12 protein-coding genes are annotated in these 15636 nt (G+C 44.2%); 9 read left to right on the top strand and 3 right to left on the bottom strand.

Going from position 1 to position 15636, the window contains the following annotated elements; all coding sequences use genetic code 11:
- Nucleotides 1-35 precede the first annotated feature (35 nt).
- The 7 genes from AC08OG_RS03790 to AC08OG_RS03760 all read left to right on the top strand — a co-directional run bounded on the left by AC08OG_RS03790 (nucleotide 36) and on the right by AC08OG_RS03760 (nucleotide 6096).
- The gene (locus AC08OG_RS03790) at nucleotides 36-2504 is read left to right on the top strand and encodes an AsmA family protein (RefSeq protein WP_292357903.1); all 2469 of its coding nucleotides are present in this window, start codon (nucleotides 36-38) and stop codon (nucleotides 2502-2504) included.
- A gap of 35 nt (nucleotides 2505-2539) precedes the next feature.
- Nucleotides 2540-3331 carry an A/G-specific adenine glycosylase gene (gene mutY / locus AC08OG_RS03785; protein WP_482930042.1) on the top strand — a complete coding sequence of 264 codons (792 nt, stop codon included), beginning with the start codon at nucleotides 2540-2542 and terminating at the stop codon, nucleotides 3329-3331.
- Nucleotides 3294-3587, top strand: a complete 294-nt coding sequence (locus AC08OG_RS03780) for an NUDIX domain-containing protein (RefSeq protein ID WP_482930041.1) — start codon at nucleotides 3294-3296, stop codon at nucleotides 3585-3587. Before mutY ends, AC08OG_RS03780 begins: the two co-directional genes overlap by 38 nt.
- On the top strand, nucleotides 3584-3850 hold the full coding sequence (locus AC08OG_RS03775) for an oxidative damage protection protein (RefSeq protein ID WP_292357899.1): 267 nt from the start codon (nucleotides 3584-3586) through the stop codon (nucleotides 3848-3850). The genes AC08OG_RS03780 and AC08OG_RS03775 overlap by 4 nt, the downstream gene beginning before the upstream one ends.
- A gap of 307 nt (nucleotides 3851-4157) precedes the next feature.
- Complete coding sequence (locus AC08OG_RS03770; protein ID WP_014706264.1) at nucleotides 4158-4367, top strand: cold-shock protein; 210 nt, start codon at nucleotides 4158-4160, stop codon at nucleotides 4365-4367.
- A 145-nt stretch (nucleotides 4368-4512) separates the two neighbouring features.
- Nucleotides 4513-5262 (top strand): DUF4197 domain-containing protein, encoded by a 750-nt coding sequence (locus tag AC08OG_RS03765; RefSeq protein ID WP_292357896.1) that lies wholly within the window; start codon nucleotides 4513-4515, stop codon nucleotides 5260-5262.
- Nucleotides 5263-5331: 69 nt separating this feature from the next.
- Nucleotides 5332-6096 carry an elongation factor-1 alpha gene (locus AC08OG_RS03760; RefSeq protein ID WP_292357894.1) on the top strand — a complete coding sequence of 255 codons (765 nt, stop codon included), beginning with the start codon at nucleotides 5332-5334 and terminating at the stop codon, nucleotides 6094-6096.
- Nucleotides 6097-6277: 181 nt separating this feature from the next.
- Here the strand turns inward: AC08OG_RS03760 and uup are convergent, their stop codons facing one another.
- The 3 genes from uup to ung all read right to left on the bottom strand — a co-directional run bounded on the left by uup (nucleotide 6278) and on the right by ung (nucleotide 10829).
- The gene (gene uup, locus AC08OG_RS03755) at nucleotides 6278-8170 is read right to left on the bottom strand and encodes an ATP-binding cassette ATPase Uup (protein ID WP_292357892.1); all 1893 of its coding nucleotides are present in this window, start codon (nucleotides 8168-8170) and stop codon (nucleotides 6278-6280) included.
- A gap of 3 nt (nucleotides 8171-8173) precedes the next feature.
- On the bottom strand, nucleotides 8174-10069 hold the full coding sequence (locus tag AC08OG_RS03750) for an ATP-binding cassette domain-containing protein (RefSeq protein ID WP_292357890.1): 1896 nt from the start codon (nucleotides 10067-10069) through the stop codon (nucleotides 8174-8176).
- Between the two features lie 76 nt (nucleotides 10070-10145).
- Nucleotides 10146-10829 (bottom strand): uracil-DNA glycosylase, encoded by a 684-nt coding sequence (gene ung, locus AC08OG_RS03745; RefSeq protein ID WP_292357889.1) that lies wholly within the window; start codon nucleotides 10827-10829, stop codon nucleotides 10146-10148.
- 233 nt (nucleotides 10830-11062) lie between these two features.
- Here ung and AC08OG_RS03740 point away from each other — a divergent pair, with 233 nt between their 5' ends.
- Both AC08OG_RS03740 and AC08OG_RS03735 read left to right on the top strand, forming a co-directional pair.
- A complete protein-coding gene (locus AC08OG_RS03740; protein WP_292357887.1) occupies nucleotides 11063-12112 on the top strand; it encodes a response regulator in 1050 nt (349 codons plus the stop codon).
- The gene (locus AC08OG_RS03735) at nucleotides 12113-15610 is read left to right on the top strand and encodes a transporter substrate-binding domain-containing protein (RefSeq protein ID WP_482930519.1); all 3498 of its coding nucleotides are present in this window, start codon (nucleotides 12113-12115) and stop codon (nucleotides 15608-15610) included.
- The last annotated feature ends 26 nt before the right edge of the window (nucleotides 15611-15636 follow it).

Below are 15636 nucleotides of genomic sequence, written 5' to 3'. Positions count from 1 at the left end.
TGGCAATACACCCATCTAAAGTACAGGATAAAAGCATGCGCACCTTTATCAAAGTGATTATTGCAATAATCATCATCGCTATTGCTGCTCTCGCAGCACTTCCCTTCATTATCGATCCAAATGACTATAAAGATGAGATTGCAGCGCAGGTTGAAAAAACCACAGGGCGTAAATTGACTTTGCAAGGTGATATCGAGCTATCGGTGTTTCCCTGGATAGCTTTAGAACTCGGACCATTATCACTTAGCAATGCCAGTGGCTTTAAAGCCGAATCTTTTGCCAGCGTCGAAGCTGCCGAAATTCGCATTAAACTGATGCCTCTGCTGAAAAAACAGCTGGAAATGGACACCATTGTGCTCGACGGTCTGTTGCTGAATCTGGAGACCAATAAAGAAGGTGTGACCAACTGGGATGATCTGACAAAAACCAGTGATGAAGTAGAACAACCCCCTTCAGCTGAATCTGACAGCGTTTCGGACGAGCCATCCAGTGGATTATCTGCAGTAAAAATTGCCGGCATTAAACTAACCAATGCCAATGTATTGTGGTCTGATGCCAGCAAAGATGAAAACTTCCAGTTACGTAATCTTAATCTGGAGACCGATCCTCTGGCTCCCGGCGATCCCACTTCACTTACAACGTCGTTTGATTTGATCAGCAGTAAGCCTGAAGTCAAAGCACATATCGAACTTGAGAGTAAGGTAATCGTCGATCTTGAAAAGCAGATCTACGCACTGGAGTCACTGAAGCTCAATACCGTTGCCAATAGTTCTGCAATGCCATTGCAACAGGCTAATCTGGACCTTCAAGCTGACATTCATGCCAACATGGCGAGTGAATTGGTGACAATCCAAAATTTAGCAATTAATTTACAAGCTACCGGATCTGAACAAAATATCGACGCCAATATAGAGGGTTTAATCGAAGCCAATCTGGCATCGCAACAACACAGCATTACAAATCTTGTTATCAGCGCGGATATTGAAGATAAAAATCTACCCGGTGGCAAAAGCAAACTGGATGTCACAAGCAACCTCATAGCTAATCTCGCAGATGAAACATTGCAGGTTAATGATCTTGCCATCAAATTTGCAGATCTGACGATGAATGGACGAATACTGGCGGAGAAAATCCTGTCTGATGATCTGGCATATAATGGCAATATCCAGGTGAAACCTTTCAACCTGCGTAAATTAGCCGAAGATTTAAAAATTGAACTGCCTGAAATGGCCGATAATAGTACATTGGAACTGGTTCAGCTGAGTAGTGAAATCAGTGGCAGCAAACAATCGCTTAATACCAAAGATTTACAATTGACCCTGGATCAAAGTCAATTAACCGGTCAATTTGGTATCAACAATTTCGAAAAACCCGCTTACACATTTAATCTGATGCTGGATCAAATTGATGCTGATCGCTATTTACCACCAGCGAAAGAAGAAGTTGAGGATAAAACGGCTAAAGAAGTTTCTACACCTGCTTCATCTGCAGCCGGCGGCTCCAGTGAATTACCATTGGAAACACTGCGGGACATCAACGCCAAAGGCAGTTTGAAAATTGGCAAACTCAAAGTCAGTGGCATTAACAGTGAAAACATTGTCATTACTATTGATGCAAAAGATGGTCTGATCAAACTGAGTCCCCTGGCTGCAGAGTTATATCAGGGAAAGTATCAAGGTAATGTCAATCTTGATGCCCGTGGTGACAATTTGAAGCTTGCAGTAGATGAAAACCTGCAAGGGGTTCAGGCCGGTCCCCTATTAAAAGATCTGACCGGTAATGATCGTATTGCCGGCACAGCAAATGCCAATGTAAAGCTCAATGGCAGTGGTAAAGATATTGATGCCATCAAACAAAGTCTGAACGGTAATGGTGCATTTTCTTTTACGGATGGCGCATTAAAAGGCATTAATATTGCCGAAGCCATTCGCCAGGCTAAGGCTGTTCTGTCCGGACAAAAAGCTGCAGAGACTAACGAACCGGTGCAAACTGATTTCAGCAGCCTGAAAGGCACATTCACCGCCAATGAAGGCATCGTAAATAATCAGGACCTTGAGTTAATGTCTCCATTATTGCGAGTCACCGGTGCGGGTGATATTGATCTCCCCAGAGAAGTCATTGATTATGCTGTTCGCGTTTCAATCGTCGGTTCAGCTGAAGGCCAGGGAGGCAAAACTCTTGAAGATCTGAAAGGGATTACCATTCCGGTAAAAATTACCGGCAGTTTTGATAATCCAAGACCCAAAGTGGATTTGGCCTCTGTCTTAAAAGAACAGGCCACTGGTGAAATTAAAGCCAAAGCTGAAGAAAAACTAAAAGAAAAACTGGGTGATGAGCTTGGTGGATTACTGGGTAAGAAACTGGGTGGCGATTCAAAATCTTCAACTTCTGATGAAACTACTGAAGAGCCTGCTACCGATGAGCAAACATCCGATGAGGCAGACTCTGCAGATGAACCCTCAGAAGAGGACTTGTTGAAGGAAAAACTGAAAAGTTTATTCTAGGCCGTGTTCACAAAGGAACATGGCCTGATTCTATTTTGACTAACAGCTTCAGTGAACGTTTATTAGCCTGGTATGACCATCACGGTCGTAAGGATTTGCCATGGCAGCAAAAACCATCGGCTTATCATGTATGGCTTTCTGAAGTGATGCTTCAGCAAACTCAGGTTGCTACCGTTATTCCGTATTACCAGCGTTTTATTGATCGTTTCCCGGACATTAACGCTCTGGCAGATGCCCATATAGATGATGTCCTCGGCTTATGGTCAGGGCTTGGATATTATGCCCGTGGACGAAATCTGCATAAGGCAGCTGTTCAGATGCAACAGCATCATGACGCAAAGGTGCCAGAGGATTTTCAGGCGCTTTTGGATTTGCCAGGAATTGGTCGTTCTACTGCCGGAGCCATTATGGCGCTGGCCTTTCATCAGCGCTATCCGATTCTGGATGGCAACGTAAAACGCGTTTTGGCGCGATATGATGCCATTAATGTCTGGCCAGGTGAGAAACACGTAGAAGCTGCAATGTGGCAGCGAGCCGAGACATTATTGCCCGAACATCGCATTGCTAATTATATTCAGGCACAAATGGACCTGGGAGCCACCTTGTGCACCCGCAGTCGCCCAGCCTGCCAGCAATGCCCTCTTCAAACTGATTGCCAGGCTTTTGCATCCGGTGAGCCGACTTTATTCCCGGTACGTAAAGCTAAAAAAATCCAACCTGTACGTCAGACCAACTGGTTTATCTATATAGATCAAAATAACCACATATTATTGGAACAACGTCCGCAAAATGGCATATGGGGGGCTATGGAGTTTTCCAGAGGGTAAAACTGCAGAGGCACCAGATAACCGTTTGCCGATAAAAAATACCTTACTGGAATCGTCATTGCCTGAAATCAAACATGTTTTCAGTCACTTCAAATTAACTATAACCCCTTATTTGTTTACTGCTGAGCCAATCCACCTTGTGGCTGAGAATAATAGACATATCTGGGTTAAAATAGATCAGGCGTTAACTTTGGGCTTACCTGCTCCGGTTAAACAATTAATTCAATTTTTATCATCAACCGAGAGGATGCTATGACACGTACTGTGCATTGTGTAAAACTCAACAAAGAAGCAGAGGCACTCGATTTTCCCCCTTATCCTGGTGAACTGGGGAAAAAAATCTATGAAACAGTCTCTAAAGAAGCCTGGCAAATGTGGGTAGCGCATCAAACCATGTTAATTAATGAGTATCGTTTATCATTGGCTGATCCAAAATCCCAGACTTTTCTGAGAACCGAATTAGAGAAATTTTTCTTTGGAGACGGTTCTGAAAAGCCAGCTGATTTCAAGCCGGTTTAGCCTATGTTAAAGGCAAAATCGCGCATTTTATCCGCTTTTACAGCTGCCAAACTGAGATTCAGAATAGTTATTAAAAATGAATTTTTTGAATACTGCCTTACCGGTAAACATAATAGATTCAACGGTTAAGCGTTTTTTTCCGCTTTCTTAACGTGTTTTTTAAGCAAAAAAAAAGTTGTTATGGTCAAAATAAATGTGACTTTTTGTTAAATTTTGGGCGTACAATGCGATTAACCCCTTTTTTAAGGGGTAGTGTAAGCTGACTTAGGAGTTAAGTTAGCAGAAGATTTAAGATATTGAGGTTGATATGGCAGAGCAAGTTACAGGCACAGTGAAATGGTTCAATGACGCAAAAGGATTCGGTTTTATTGAACGCGCCGATGGTCCAGATGTATTTGTACATCACAGCGCGATTAAATCAGATGGTTTTAGAACTCTGAAAGAAGGCCAAGCTGTCACTATGGAAGTGACACAGGGTCAAAAAGGTCCACAAGCGGAAAACGTTGTCCCTAGCTGATAACCAGATCCGATAGACATGAAAAGCCGGTTAAGCAATTAACCGGCTTTTTTTTGTGCGTTATTCCAATTGATAATAATGGATAACTTGACGCTTATAGAGTCATACAGGCACTATCGAAGCTGAACAGGTAAGGATTTACAGCATGAAATTTTCAGTAATGGTTACTTCGGCACTTTTTATATTTTTTTTAATGGCAACATCACCCAGCCATGCTGACTGGAAAAAATTCCTCGAAGACTTCAGTAAATCTGGTACTACCGCGCTGGGCACATCGGAAGACACGGATTTAAGTTCTGACACGATTGCCAACGGCCTAAAAGAAGCGTTAGAAGTCGGCACCAGAAAAGCTGTCGAAAATGTCAGTAAAGAGGGAGGTTATCTAAACAACCCGAAAATCCACATTCCATTACCTCCTCGCGTACAACAAGCAGCTGGATTAATGCGTCAGCTGGGCCTGAATAAAATGGCAGATGATTTTGAACAAAGTATCAATCGGGCGGCAGAAAAAGCCGCACCACAGGCAACCTCAATCATGATCGATGCTATTAAAAGTATGACCATTGACGATGCCCGTAATATTTTGAATGGCGAGAATGATGCTGCCACACGGTTTTTTGAAGATCGTACTCGTGGCAAGCTCGCTGACTTATTTGAGCCTGTAATCGATACATCATTGAATGAAGTGGGTGCAACCCGCTATTACAATCAGCTAAACGATAAACTCAGTTCAGTGCCTGTAGTAGGTCAGGAGTTGGATATGGATCTGCAGGATTATGTAACTGACCAAGCGCTCAATGGATTGTTTGTTATGTTAGCAGAGGAGGAGCAAAAAATCCGTGACAATCCTGCGGCACGTACTTCGGAGATTTTGCAGCAGGTTTTTGGCAAATAAATAGTTTTTTTACTACTCAGTAAAAGCGCTATGTACTAAAATAAACACAATAAAAATAAGGGAAACAACATGGCAAGAAATCACAACCTGAATCTCGCAAGTCAAGGCACCTCATTAAAAGCACTTTTTACCGGTTATTTGGTTGTGGTGGCAGTAGGTTACCTGATGGCAATTGTGCAAATTCAGCTTACCCATGGTCTGGCTGACGGTAAATATGGTCTCTCAGTTGATGATATCGTTTACAGCTATTACGGAAACAGAACTAATTCACTGCTCGAAAATAAACTGCATGGTTCGATGAAACCGATGGCAACCGACGATGAACGTGAAAAAATCATTAGTTGGGTACATGCTGGAGCAACAGAAGAAGCCTATGAAAATGACGGCATCAGACAGATTTTTGATGCCAAATGTATTATCTGTCATAACGCTGAAGCTGGTGGTGCCGTTCCAGACTATTCCGATTTCAAACAGATAAAAGAACGTGCTGTCGTTGATACCGGTGCCAGTATTGCATCACTTGCCCGTGTTTCGCATATTCACTTATTTGGTATCGCCTTTATCTTTATGTTTGTTGGCTTGATATTCAGTTTGGCAGCAGGTGTACCTAAACCTTTGAAAGTTATCGTCATTTCCATGCCATATATCTTTTTGTTAATCGATATCAGCGCCTGGTGGTTGACTAAACTGCATCCTAATTTTGCCTGGTTCGTTATCATTGGTGGTGGCGCAATGGCATTATCATTTGCATTTATGTGGGTGGTATCCATGTATGAAATGTGGATCTTGCCACGCATCCGCGAAGATAATCGTGATGCGTTATTAGACGAATAAAATAACAAAAAAGAGCCGCTGTCTTGTTACCAGGACAGCGGCTTTTTTATTTTAGGGCTTGTTTATCTTTCATCTCCGCCTCTGGTGTGAGCTGAAAAAGCGTCAATCAAGGCACGAGGAGCGCCTTTTGTGAGATACATCCATGTATCTCCCCCATTGGCTTGCGTCTGTAAATTTCAGATTAGGCGTTTTGCAACGCTTCCAGTTCTGCCCATTTATCAAAGGCTGCTTCCAGAGATTTTTCTAACTCTGCCATCTGTGTTTGAACTTGTTTAATCTTATTAGCATCCTGCTGATAAAAATCAGCTGCTGCCATTTTTTCTGTTAACGCCGCAATTTGTTGCTCCAGTCGTTCAATCTCTAGCGGCAACGCTTTCAAATCCAGTTGCTGCTGATACGTTAGTGTCGACTTTTTCTTAACCGATTTTGCAGCAGAAGCAGGTTCAAGTTTGGCTGCAGGCTTTTCCTGTTTAACAGTCTTTTGGCGTTGTGCCAGCCAATCATCATAACCACCAACATATTCACGGACCTGTTTATCTTCATCGAATACGATACAACTGGTCACCACATTATTCAGAAAGCTTCGATCATGGCTGACCAACAGCATGGTGCCGGTAAAGCCCAGCAACAAGTCTTCCAGCAATTCCAGCGTTTCCGCATCCAGATCATTGGTTGGCTCATCCAAAACCAATAAATTGGCTGGCTGAGTAAATAATTTTGCCAGTAAGAGACGGTTACGCTCACCGCCAGACAAGGCTTTTACCGGTGTTCTTGCACGATCTGGGGTGAACAGGAAATCTTGCAGATAACCAATCACATGTTTAGGACTGCCATTAATTTCAACAAAGTCTCTACCCTGCCCGACGTTATCTACAACACTGGCCTCTTCATCCAACTGGCTACGTAATTGATCAAAATACGCCACTTGCAGATTAGTACCTAAGCGCACCGTACCCGATTGAGGTTCAGCCCGACCCAGTAGAATCGACAGCAACGTACTTTTACCACAGCCATTGGGTCCGATAATACCAATGCGATCACCGCGCTGAATGACCGTTGAGAAATCTTTGAATAACTGTCGGCCATCAAAGGCCTGACTGATATTCTCAACTTCGACCACCAGCTTGCCACTCCGATCGCCTTCCTGGATCTTCATCGACACATTGCCTAACACCTCACGGCGTTGACCACGTTCCCGGCGCAGCTTCTCCAACGCTCTCACCCGTCCTTCATTACGTGTGCGACGTGCTTTGATGCCCTGACGAATCCAAACTTCTTCCTGAGCCAGTTTTTTATCAAACTGTGCATTTTGCTCTGCTTCGGCCGACAGTAAAGCTTCACGTTTCTCCAGAAAGCTTTTGTAATCACCCGGGAAACTCACCAGTTGCCCACGATCCAACTGCACAATACGGGTGGCCAAGGCCTGTAAAAAGCTGCGGTCATGTGTAATGAACAATAAGGTACCACCATAACTTTTCAGAAAACCTTCTAGCCAGGTGATAGAACTGATATCCAGATGGTTGGTTGGCTCATCCAGTAATAAAATATCCGGTTGGCGTACCAGTGCCTGAGCCAGGAGAACCCGTCTTTTCATCCCGCCGGATAAACTGGAAAACTCAACATCTGCATCCAGCGATAAACGGGAAATGACGGTTTCAACCTGCTGTTCCAGACTCCAGCCATCCACTGCTTCGAGTTTATGTTGAGCTTTTTCCAGCTTGTTGAGGATTTGTTCACTGCTATCGTGTTCGAGTTGCTGAACAATATGGTGATATTCCACTAGCAGAGGCCCAACTTCGCCCAGTCCGGCAGCGACAACATCAAACACACTGCCAGCCGTGCCAGCCGGTACTTCCTGCTCCAGCCGGGCAATTTTCAATTCTTGCAAGCCCACCATCTCACCACCATCAGGGGTGATCTCTCCCGCAATGACTTTCATCAAGGTGGATTTACCAGCGCCGTTACGGCCAACCAGACAAACCCGTTCACCTTTATCGAGCTGAAAGTCGACTTTATCAAGTAAATTTGGGCCACCATAACTGACGGTCAGCTGTTTTAAAGACAATAATGCCACGGATTAAACCTCTGCAGTTTCTGCGTTTTCAAGTATTTCACTGGCTTCAAGCCAGTCCATTTCAGCCTGTTCCAATGCCGCCTTGGTGGCAGCTTGCTGTTGTAACAGGTCTTTGAGCTTTTCTTTATTGGCCGCTTCATACAGCGTTGTATCAGCGAGTTGTAATTCAATTTTGGCAAGTTCAGCATTCTGTTTATCGAGGACTTGCTCTGCCTTTTTAACCTGGTTACGCAAAGGCTGTAATTTCTGACGCTGTTGTGCTGCCGCCTGTCGATCCAGTTTTTTGCCATTGTTGACGGCAGGACTTTTATCAGCAGAAGCATTAACCGTTTCACGGCCTAAACGCAGCTGCCGGTAATCATCAAGGTCACCTTCAAAAGCAGCGGCTTTGCCATCAGCTACCAGCCAGAGATCATCGGTGACATTGCGCAGGAAATAGCGATCATGCGAGACCACCACTAATGCTCCTTCGTACTCCTGCAAAGCCATGGTCAACGCCAGCCGCATTTCCAGATCAAGATGATTGGTAGGTTCATCTAATAACAATAAAGCCGGACGCTGATAAACCAGCAGGGCCAGAACCAGCCTGGCTTTTTCGCCACCAGAAAATGGTGCAACCGGTTCCAGAGCAGTATCACCATTAAAGCCAAAACCGCCCAGAAAATTACGGCAATCCTGTTCGGTCGCCATGGGGTCCAATCGCTGCAAATGCTTCAACGCACTCTCATCAGGACGTAATTGTTCTAATTGGTGTTGGGCAAAATAGCCGATAACAATATCTTTGCCTTCCCGACGTTTGCCACTGAGCGGTTCCAGTTCACCGGCAATCAGTTTGATTAATGTCGATTTACCGGCACCGTTTGGGCCTAACAAACCAATACGATCGCCGGGAGCAAGGTGGAGCTTGATATTATCAATTAACGGTGTTTGCTGGTAACCAACACTGGCTTTATCCAGCGCTAAAATTGGAGTGGTTAAACGTCGCGGCTGAAAAAAGCTGAAATGAAACGGCGAATCAACATGCGCCGGAGCGATCTTTTCCATGCGCTCCAAGGCTTTGATACGACTTTGAGCCTGCTTGGCTTTAGTCGCTTTTGCCTTGAATCGATTAACAAAATCACGGATGTGGGCGATTTCAGATTGTTGTTTCTGATAAGCCGACTGCTGATTTGCCAGATGCTCGGCACGAGCGATTTCAAAGTCAGAATAATTACCGGTATACAGTTTGATGCGTTGTTGTTCGATATGGGCGATATGGGTAACCACTCGATCGAGAAACTCACGATCATGGGAAATTACCAGCAGCGTTCCCGCATAACTGCGTAGCCATTCTTCTAACCAATAGACAGCTTCGAGATCCAAATGATTGGTGGGCTCATCCAGCAACAATAAGTCACTACGGCACATCAATGCCTGGGCAAGGTTAAGTCGCATACGCCAGCCACCTGAAAAGGTTCTGACCGGGTGTTCCTGCTGCTCAGCAGTAAACCCTAATCCATGCAATAATTTTGCAGCCCGGCTTCTTCCGGTGTATCCATCAATCAAGCCTATTTTGTCATGCAGCTGGGTTTGCAAATGACCATCATTGTTCTGTTCTGCTTGTGCCAATTGTGTGAGAAGTTGACTCAGTTCAGCATCGCCCTGCAACACATAGTCAAGAGCAGTTGTATCAACCGCGGGCGTTTCTTGTGCAACATGAGCAATCACCCAGGATTCAGGAAACGTCAGATCACCGCTGTCAGCATGTATTTCATTGCGGATCATCGCAAACAGACTGGATTTACCGGTGCCATTGGCGCCGGTCAAACCGATACGTTGTCCGGGATGAATCACCAGATTGGCAGCTTCAAACAGTAGTCGGGGTCCGCGGCGTAAAGAAAGTTGGCTGAAATTTATCATGGCGCGAATTGTATCAAGCCTGCCCATCGGCTGTATTGGATAAATCTCTGCTGTTGGTTAAATCTAAACAAAAAATCTAAACTGATGACGGTAACTGCCAATCAATAGGTGTTTGTCCGTGTTGCTGTAAATAGTCATTAGCCTGGCTGAAATGCTTGCAACCGAGAAAACCGCGGTGAGCTGACAATGGTGATGGATGCGGTGCTTTTAAAACCAGATGCCGCTGGTTGTCAATAGCAGCCCCTTTTTTCTGGGCATAACTGCCCCACAGCATAAACACCACATTATCACGCTGTTGATTGACCACACTGATCACTCGATCAGTAAATTGTTCCCAACCTTTTCCCTGATGCGCATTGGCTTGTCCATGTTCCACCGTCAATACAGCATTCAGTAATAAAACACCTTGCTTGGCCCAAGCTTCCAGGTAACCATGTTTTGCAGGAGCAATACCAAGGTCATTATTCAGTTCTTTATAGATATTCATTAACGAAGGTGGAATTGCCACACCGGGTTTGACTGAAAAGCATAAACCATGCGCCTGTCCTGGCTGGTGATAGGGATCCTGTCCGAGAATGACAACTTTTACGTTAGATAGCGGCGTTGTTTCCAGGGCATGAAACCAGTTGGATGAGTGAGGATATATCACTTTCTGCTGGTTTTTCTGCTGCTGTAAAAAAGCCTTTAGCTGCTGCATATAAGGCTGTTCAAATTCCCTCTCAAGTAAAGCCTGCCATTCAGGCGCTTTCTGCAGAACCATTTTTGCTACCCACCCCAAAGTTAAAATCACATCATACTTGCTTCGATTTTATTACTCATCATTGCAACTCAACTATCAGGTTTTCAGTCAGAGCTTATTAATTTGCAACAATTTGATTTACCCCAGATTATTGAGACGGATAGACAAGTAATATAGTTACTGTTATTTTCAGCAGCTACCATTTGCAGTCAACAAAGGATTGCCGCAACAGTATCTGCACACAAGGAATCGCGATGGATAATAGCGCCAATGTTTTAATCGTCGATGATGTACCTGACAATATTCAGGTAGCGATGAATTTTCTTAAGGAAGAGCCTTACAACCTGTCATTTGCCACCCGAGGTCAGGAAGCCCTTGCGCTAATGAAAACGCATGAATATGACCTGATTCTGCTTGATATTATGATGCCTGAAATGGATGGTTATGAAGTTTGCCGACGCATCAAGGCAGAACCCCGCCTTCAGGATATCCCGATTATTTTTGTTACGGCCAAGGTCGACGTAGATTCGATAAGCCAGGGATTTCATGCTGGCGCAGTCGACTACCTCTGTAAACCGTTTCATGCCGAAGAACTGCTGGCCAGAGTCAATACTCATCTTTCTTTATATCGCGCTAAAAAACTCCTGCAACAAAATAACCTTTCTCTACAGCACAAATACGAACAGAATCAGCAACGGCTGATGACCGAGCTGGAACAGAATCAACTGGAAATGATTTATGTGCTGACTGAGTTAATGGAGTCAACTTCAGATGAAACCGGCAAACATATTCGTCGGGTAGCCGAGTGTTCCAGGTTATTAGCGTTATATCATGAAAGTCTGACAGACGAAGATGCCGATATCCTGTTTCATGCCGCGCCAATGCATGATATTTGTAAAATCACTATTCCCCACTCGATTTTGCATAAACCCGGTAAACTCACTGAAGATGAATTTGCCATCATGAAAACGCATACCACGCGTGCCTTTAAAATTCTTCATAATTCCAAACGCAAATACACCAAAGCTGCCGCTATCATCGCTCACCAGCACCATGAAAAATGGGATGGCAGCGGTTATCCCCAAGGACTCAAAGGACAGGATATTCATATCTACGGTCGTATCGTTGGTTTGATTGACGTGTTTGATGCGTTAATGCATAAACGGGTCTACAAAGAAGCCTGGTCCCTTGAAGACACCTTGGACTACATCAGGAAACACAGCAGTAGCCAGTTTGATCCCTATCTGGTGAGCATACTGCTGGAACATATTGATGAATTTGTGGCTATTTCCGATCAAAACTAACTGGTTATTATTTTTTTCCTGCTGTTTATCAGCTGCCGATTATCGGCACTGACATTTACTGAACAAGAACAGGCCTGGATTGCCGCTAATCCTGAAGTCACACTGGGTGCCGATTTCAGTTGGGCACCCTATGATTTTCTCAATGAAGAAGGCGAACATGATGGTATCGCCTCTGATGTGTTAGCGCTCATTAGTGAAAAAAGCGGTCTTAAAATCACCGTGGTAGCTGATGTCTGGGCCAACACCATGGAAAAAATGCGAGCAGGCGAAATCATGGGCCTGAGCTGCGCCGCGGCGACTCAACAACGTCAGGAATTTTTGTTATTTTCCAAGCCCTACGTGAGCCTCTCACTGGGTATTATTGTTCAGCAACATCGTGATGATATTCAGTCAATGGATGATTTGATTGGCCTTACTGTTGCTGTAAATGAAGATTCCTACCTGCATACCTGGCTGAACATCAATTACCCGAATTTGGATCTGCTGCTGACTGATTCCAATGATGAATCACTGGAAGCCGTTTCGTTTGCTCAAGCCGACGCCTATATCGGGAATATTGCTGTTGCTACCAATGTCATCAAACAGCGTTACCTTTCCAATCTTCGAGTGGTCGCCAAAGTACCGAGCTTCACAACAGATACCTCCGTCGCAATTGATAAACGTTATCCATTACTGCATAGCATTATTGATAAATCGTTATCGGCAATTACCGCGGCTGAAAAACAGCAAATTATTGACAAATGGTACGCAGTTGTCAGTGATAGCAGTGCATTTGAAGTCTTACCTTATGAGCAAAGCCGACTGGATTTAACCGAAAAAGAACAACAGTGGATAGACCAACACTCCGTTGTCAGGATTGGGGTTGATCCGTATTGGCCACCATTTGATTTTATTGATAAAAATGGTCAGCACAAAGGCATCAGTGCTGACTATCTAAATCTCATCAGCAAACAGACCGGCCTGCAATTTCAGCTCGAACCCTTCACTGACTGGCAGTCTGTTATTGATGCAGCCCAAACCAAAGAGATAGAGCTCATTGCCGCCCTTTCACGCAATACGTTTCGTGAAACCTTTCTCGATTTATCGATTCCCTATCTGGATTACCCACTGGCCATCGCTACAACCAAATTCGGTCATCTCACCAGCCTGGCTGACTTCAGTAACAAACCTGTCGGTGTGGTGAAAGGTTATTTTGCTGAATCTATTTTGCTGGCCTATTACCCGGAAATCGATATTGTTTATGTCCCTTCTGTACGTGAGGGACTGTCGATGTTAGCTGCCGAAGAAATAGATGCCTATTTTGATATTATCGCAACCATCACCTATACCGCCAGTCAATCCGGATTAACACATCTCAATACCAGCATTATCAGGGAATACTCTCCTGCTTTGCATATGGGCATCGTCAAGGGGCATCCCGAGCTATTAACAATTATCAATAAAGCCCTTGCATCAATTACAGCCGAAGAGAGGCGCACAATCGATCAGCAATGGATGTCAGTTAATACCATTGAACGTACCAATTACACGCTGTTGATCCAGGTTGTAACAATCTTGCTGATTTTCCTGCTTGCCAGCTTCTACTGGAATCGTCGCTTACGTGCTGAAGTAGATAAACGCCTTATTTCAGAGCAGAAACTTCGGGATAGTGAGGCGCAGCTATTGCATTTGATTAATGTGATGCCAATGAGCCTGATGGTTACTTCCGCAGAGGATGGCCATATTCTGCTAGCCAATGAGCATTGTTATGAAGAATTAGGATTTTCAGCTAAGTTACAGAAAACCATCAAAGTTCAGGAGTTTTATGCAGATATTACGCAACGTAAACAAGTCCTGGAACAGCTTGCTTCGGAGGGCGAAATTAATGGAATGATGCTCAAAATCAAAACTCGGAATGGACAGATCATCCAGGGATTATTTTCAATAATTTCGATTCAATATCAAGGCAAGCCGGCTTTTCTGGGTTTTTTCATGAATATGGATGATCGTATTGCACTTGAAGATTCACTAAAAGAATCCAAGACCCATGCTGAAGCAGCGAATTTGGCCAAATCACAATTTCTCGCCAATATGAGTCATGAAATCCGCACCCCAATGAACGCTATTCTGGGGTTTACCGAACTGCTGGACGAGCAGGTTACAGAGCCCAGGCTTAAATCATTTATTAAAACCATCCGCAGTGCAGGTAATACCCTTTTACTGCTGATCAACGATATTCTTGATTTATCGAAGATTGAAGCCGGAAAACTGCAACTCAATAAATCCGCTACCGATCCTCATCAGCTGTTTGATGAAATAGCCAATATGTTTGTTCTGCAAATCCGCAATAAGGATTTGGCGTTACATTTAGATATAGATCCCGATTTACCCCATGGCCTGTTACTCGATGCCACTCGTCTCAGACAGGTGTTATTTAATTTAATCAGTAATGCTGTCAAATTCACTGATACCGGTCATATACGTATTCACGTTCATGCCGATAATGTAGATGATCATCTCAGTAAACTGGATTTACATATCCGGGTTGAAGACACTGGTATTGGTATTCCCGAAGCTGAGGTTGAACATATATTTGAAATTTTTGCCCAGCAATCAGGCCAGGATGTTCGCAAATACGGTGGGACCGGTCTTGGCTTGTCAATCACCCGCCGCTTGATTGAGATGATGGGTGGTCATATCCATCTGCAGAGTAAAAGTGGTGAAGGGTCAGTATTCAGTATTGATTTACCAGGAATTGATATTGCCGCCATTGCCAGTGACAAAATTCGTCAGCAGGCGTTAGCTTTTGATGCCAGCCATATACGTTTTGAGCCGGCCCATATGCTAATCGTTGATGATGTCGCGCATAACCGGGAACTGATACGTCAGCATTTTATCAACAGCCTTATTCAAACCAGTGAAGCTGAAAATGGTCAGCTGGCTGTGGATTTTGTTAAAAAGAATCCGGTAGACCTCGTGTTGATGGATATTCGTATGCCAGTGATGGACGGTTATGAAGCCGCAAAACAAATCAAAATGATTAAACCGGATTTACCTGTGGTTGCACTGACAGCTTCAGTAATGAAAGACGCCTATGAACAGGATAGATTGGACCATTTTGATGCCTATCTGCGAAAACCTGTTTTACGCAACGAACTGTTTCATGCGCTGAGCGTATTTTTACGATACCAGACGGTTGACGTTGACGTTATAAAAGCACCACAGCAGGATTGGTCAATGCTGGACAAAGAACAGCTGTTATCGATTTTTAATCATTTTCAAACCGATATCGATGAAATATGGCGTTTAGCCACCCAAAGTAACAGCATGACCGACATTAAAAACTTTGCCCACGAAATCGCCAGACTGGCTGGCAATCATCAAATTGACACACTGGATCGATATGCCAGCCAGTTGCTGGAACGGATTGATGCGTTTGATATTGAGGGCATGCAGATTTTGTTAAAACAATTTCCTTCAATGCGCAGCGCGATCCAACAGGCGATCCGAAGTCATTAGCACACAAGTGTGCTTTGCTTTGCAGT

The sequence above is a fragment of the Methylophaga sp. F7 genome (genome assembly GCF_056863975.1).
This window is presented reverse-complemented; position numbering and strand designations above follow the sequence as displayed.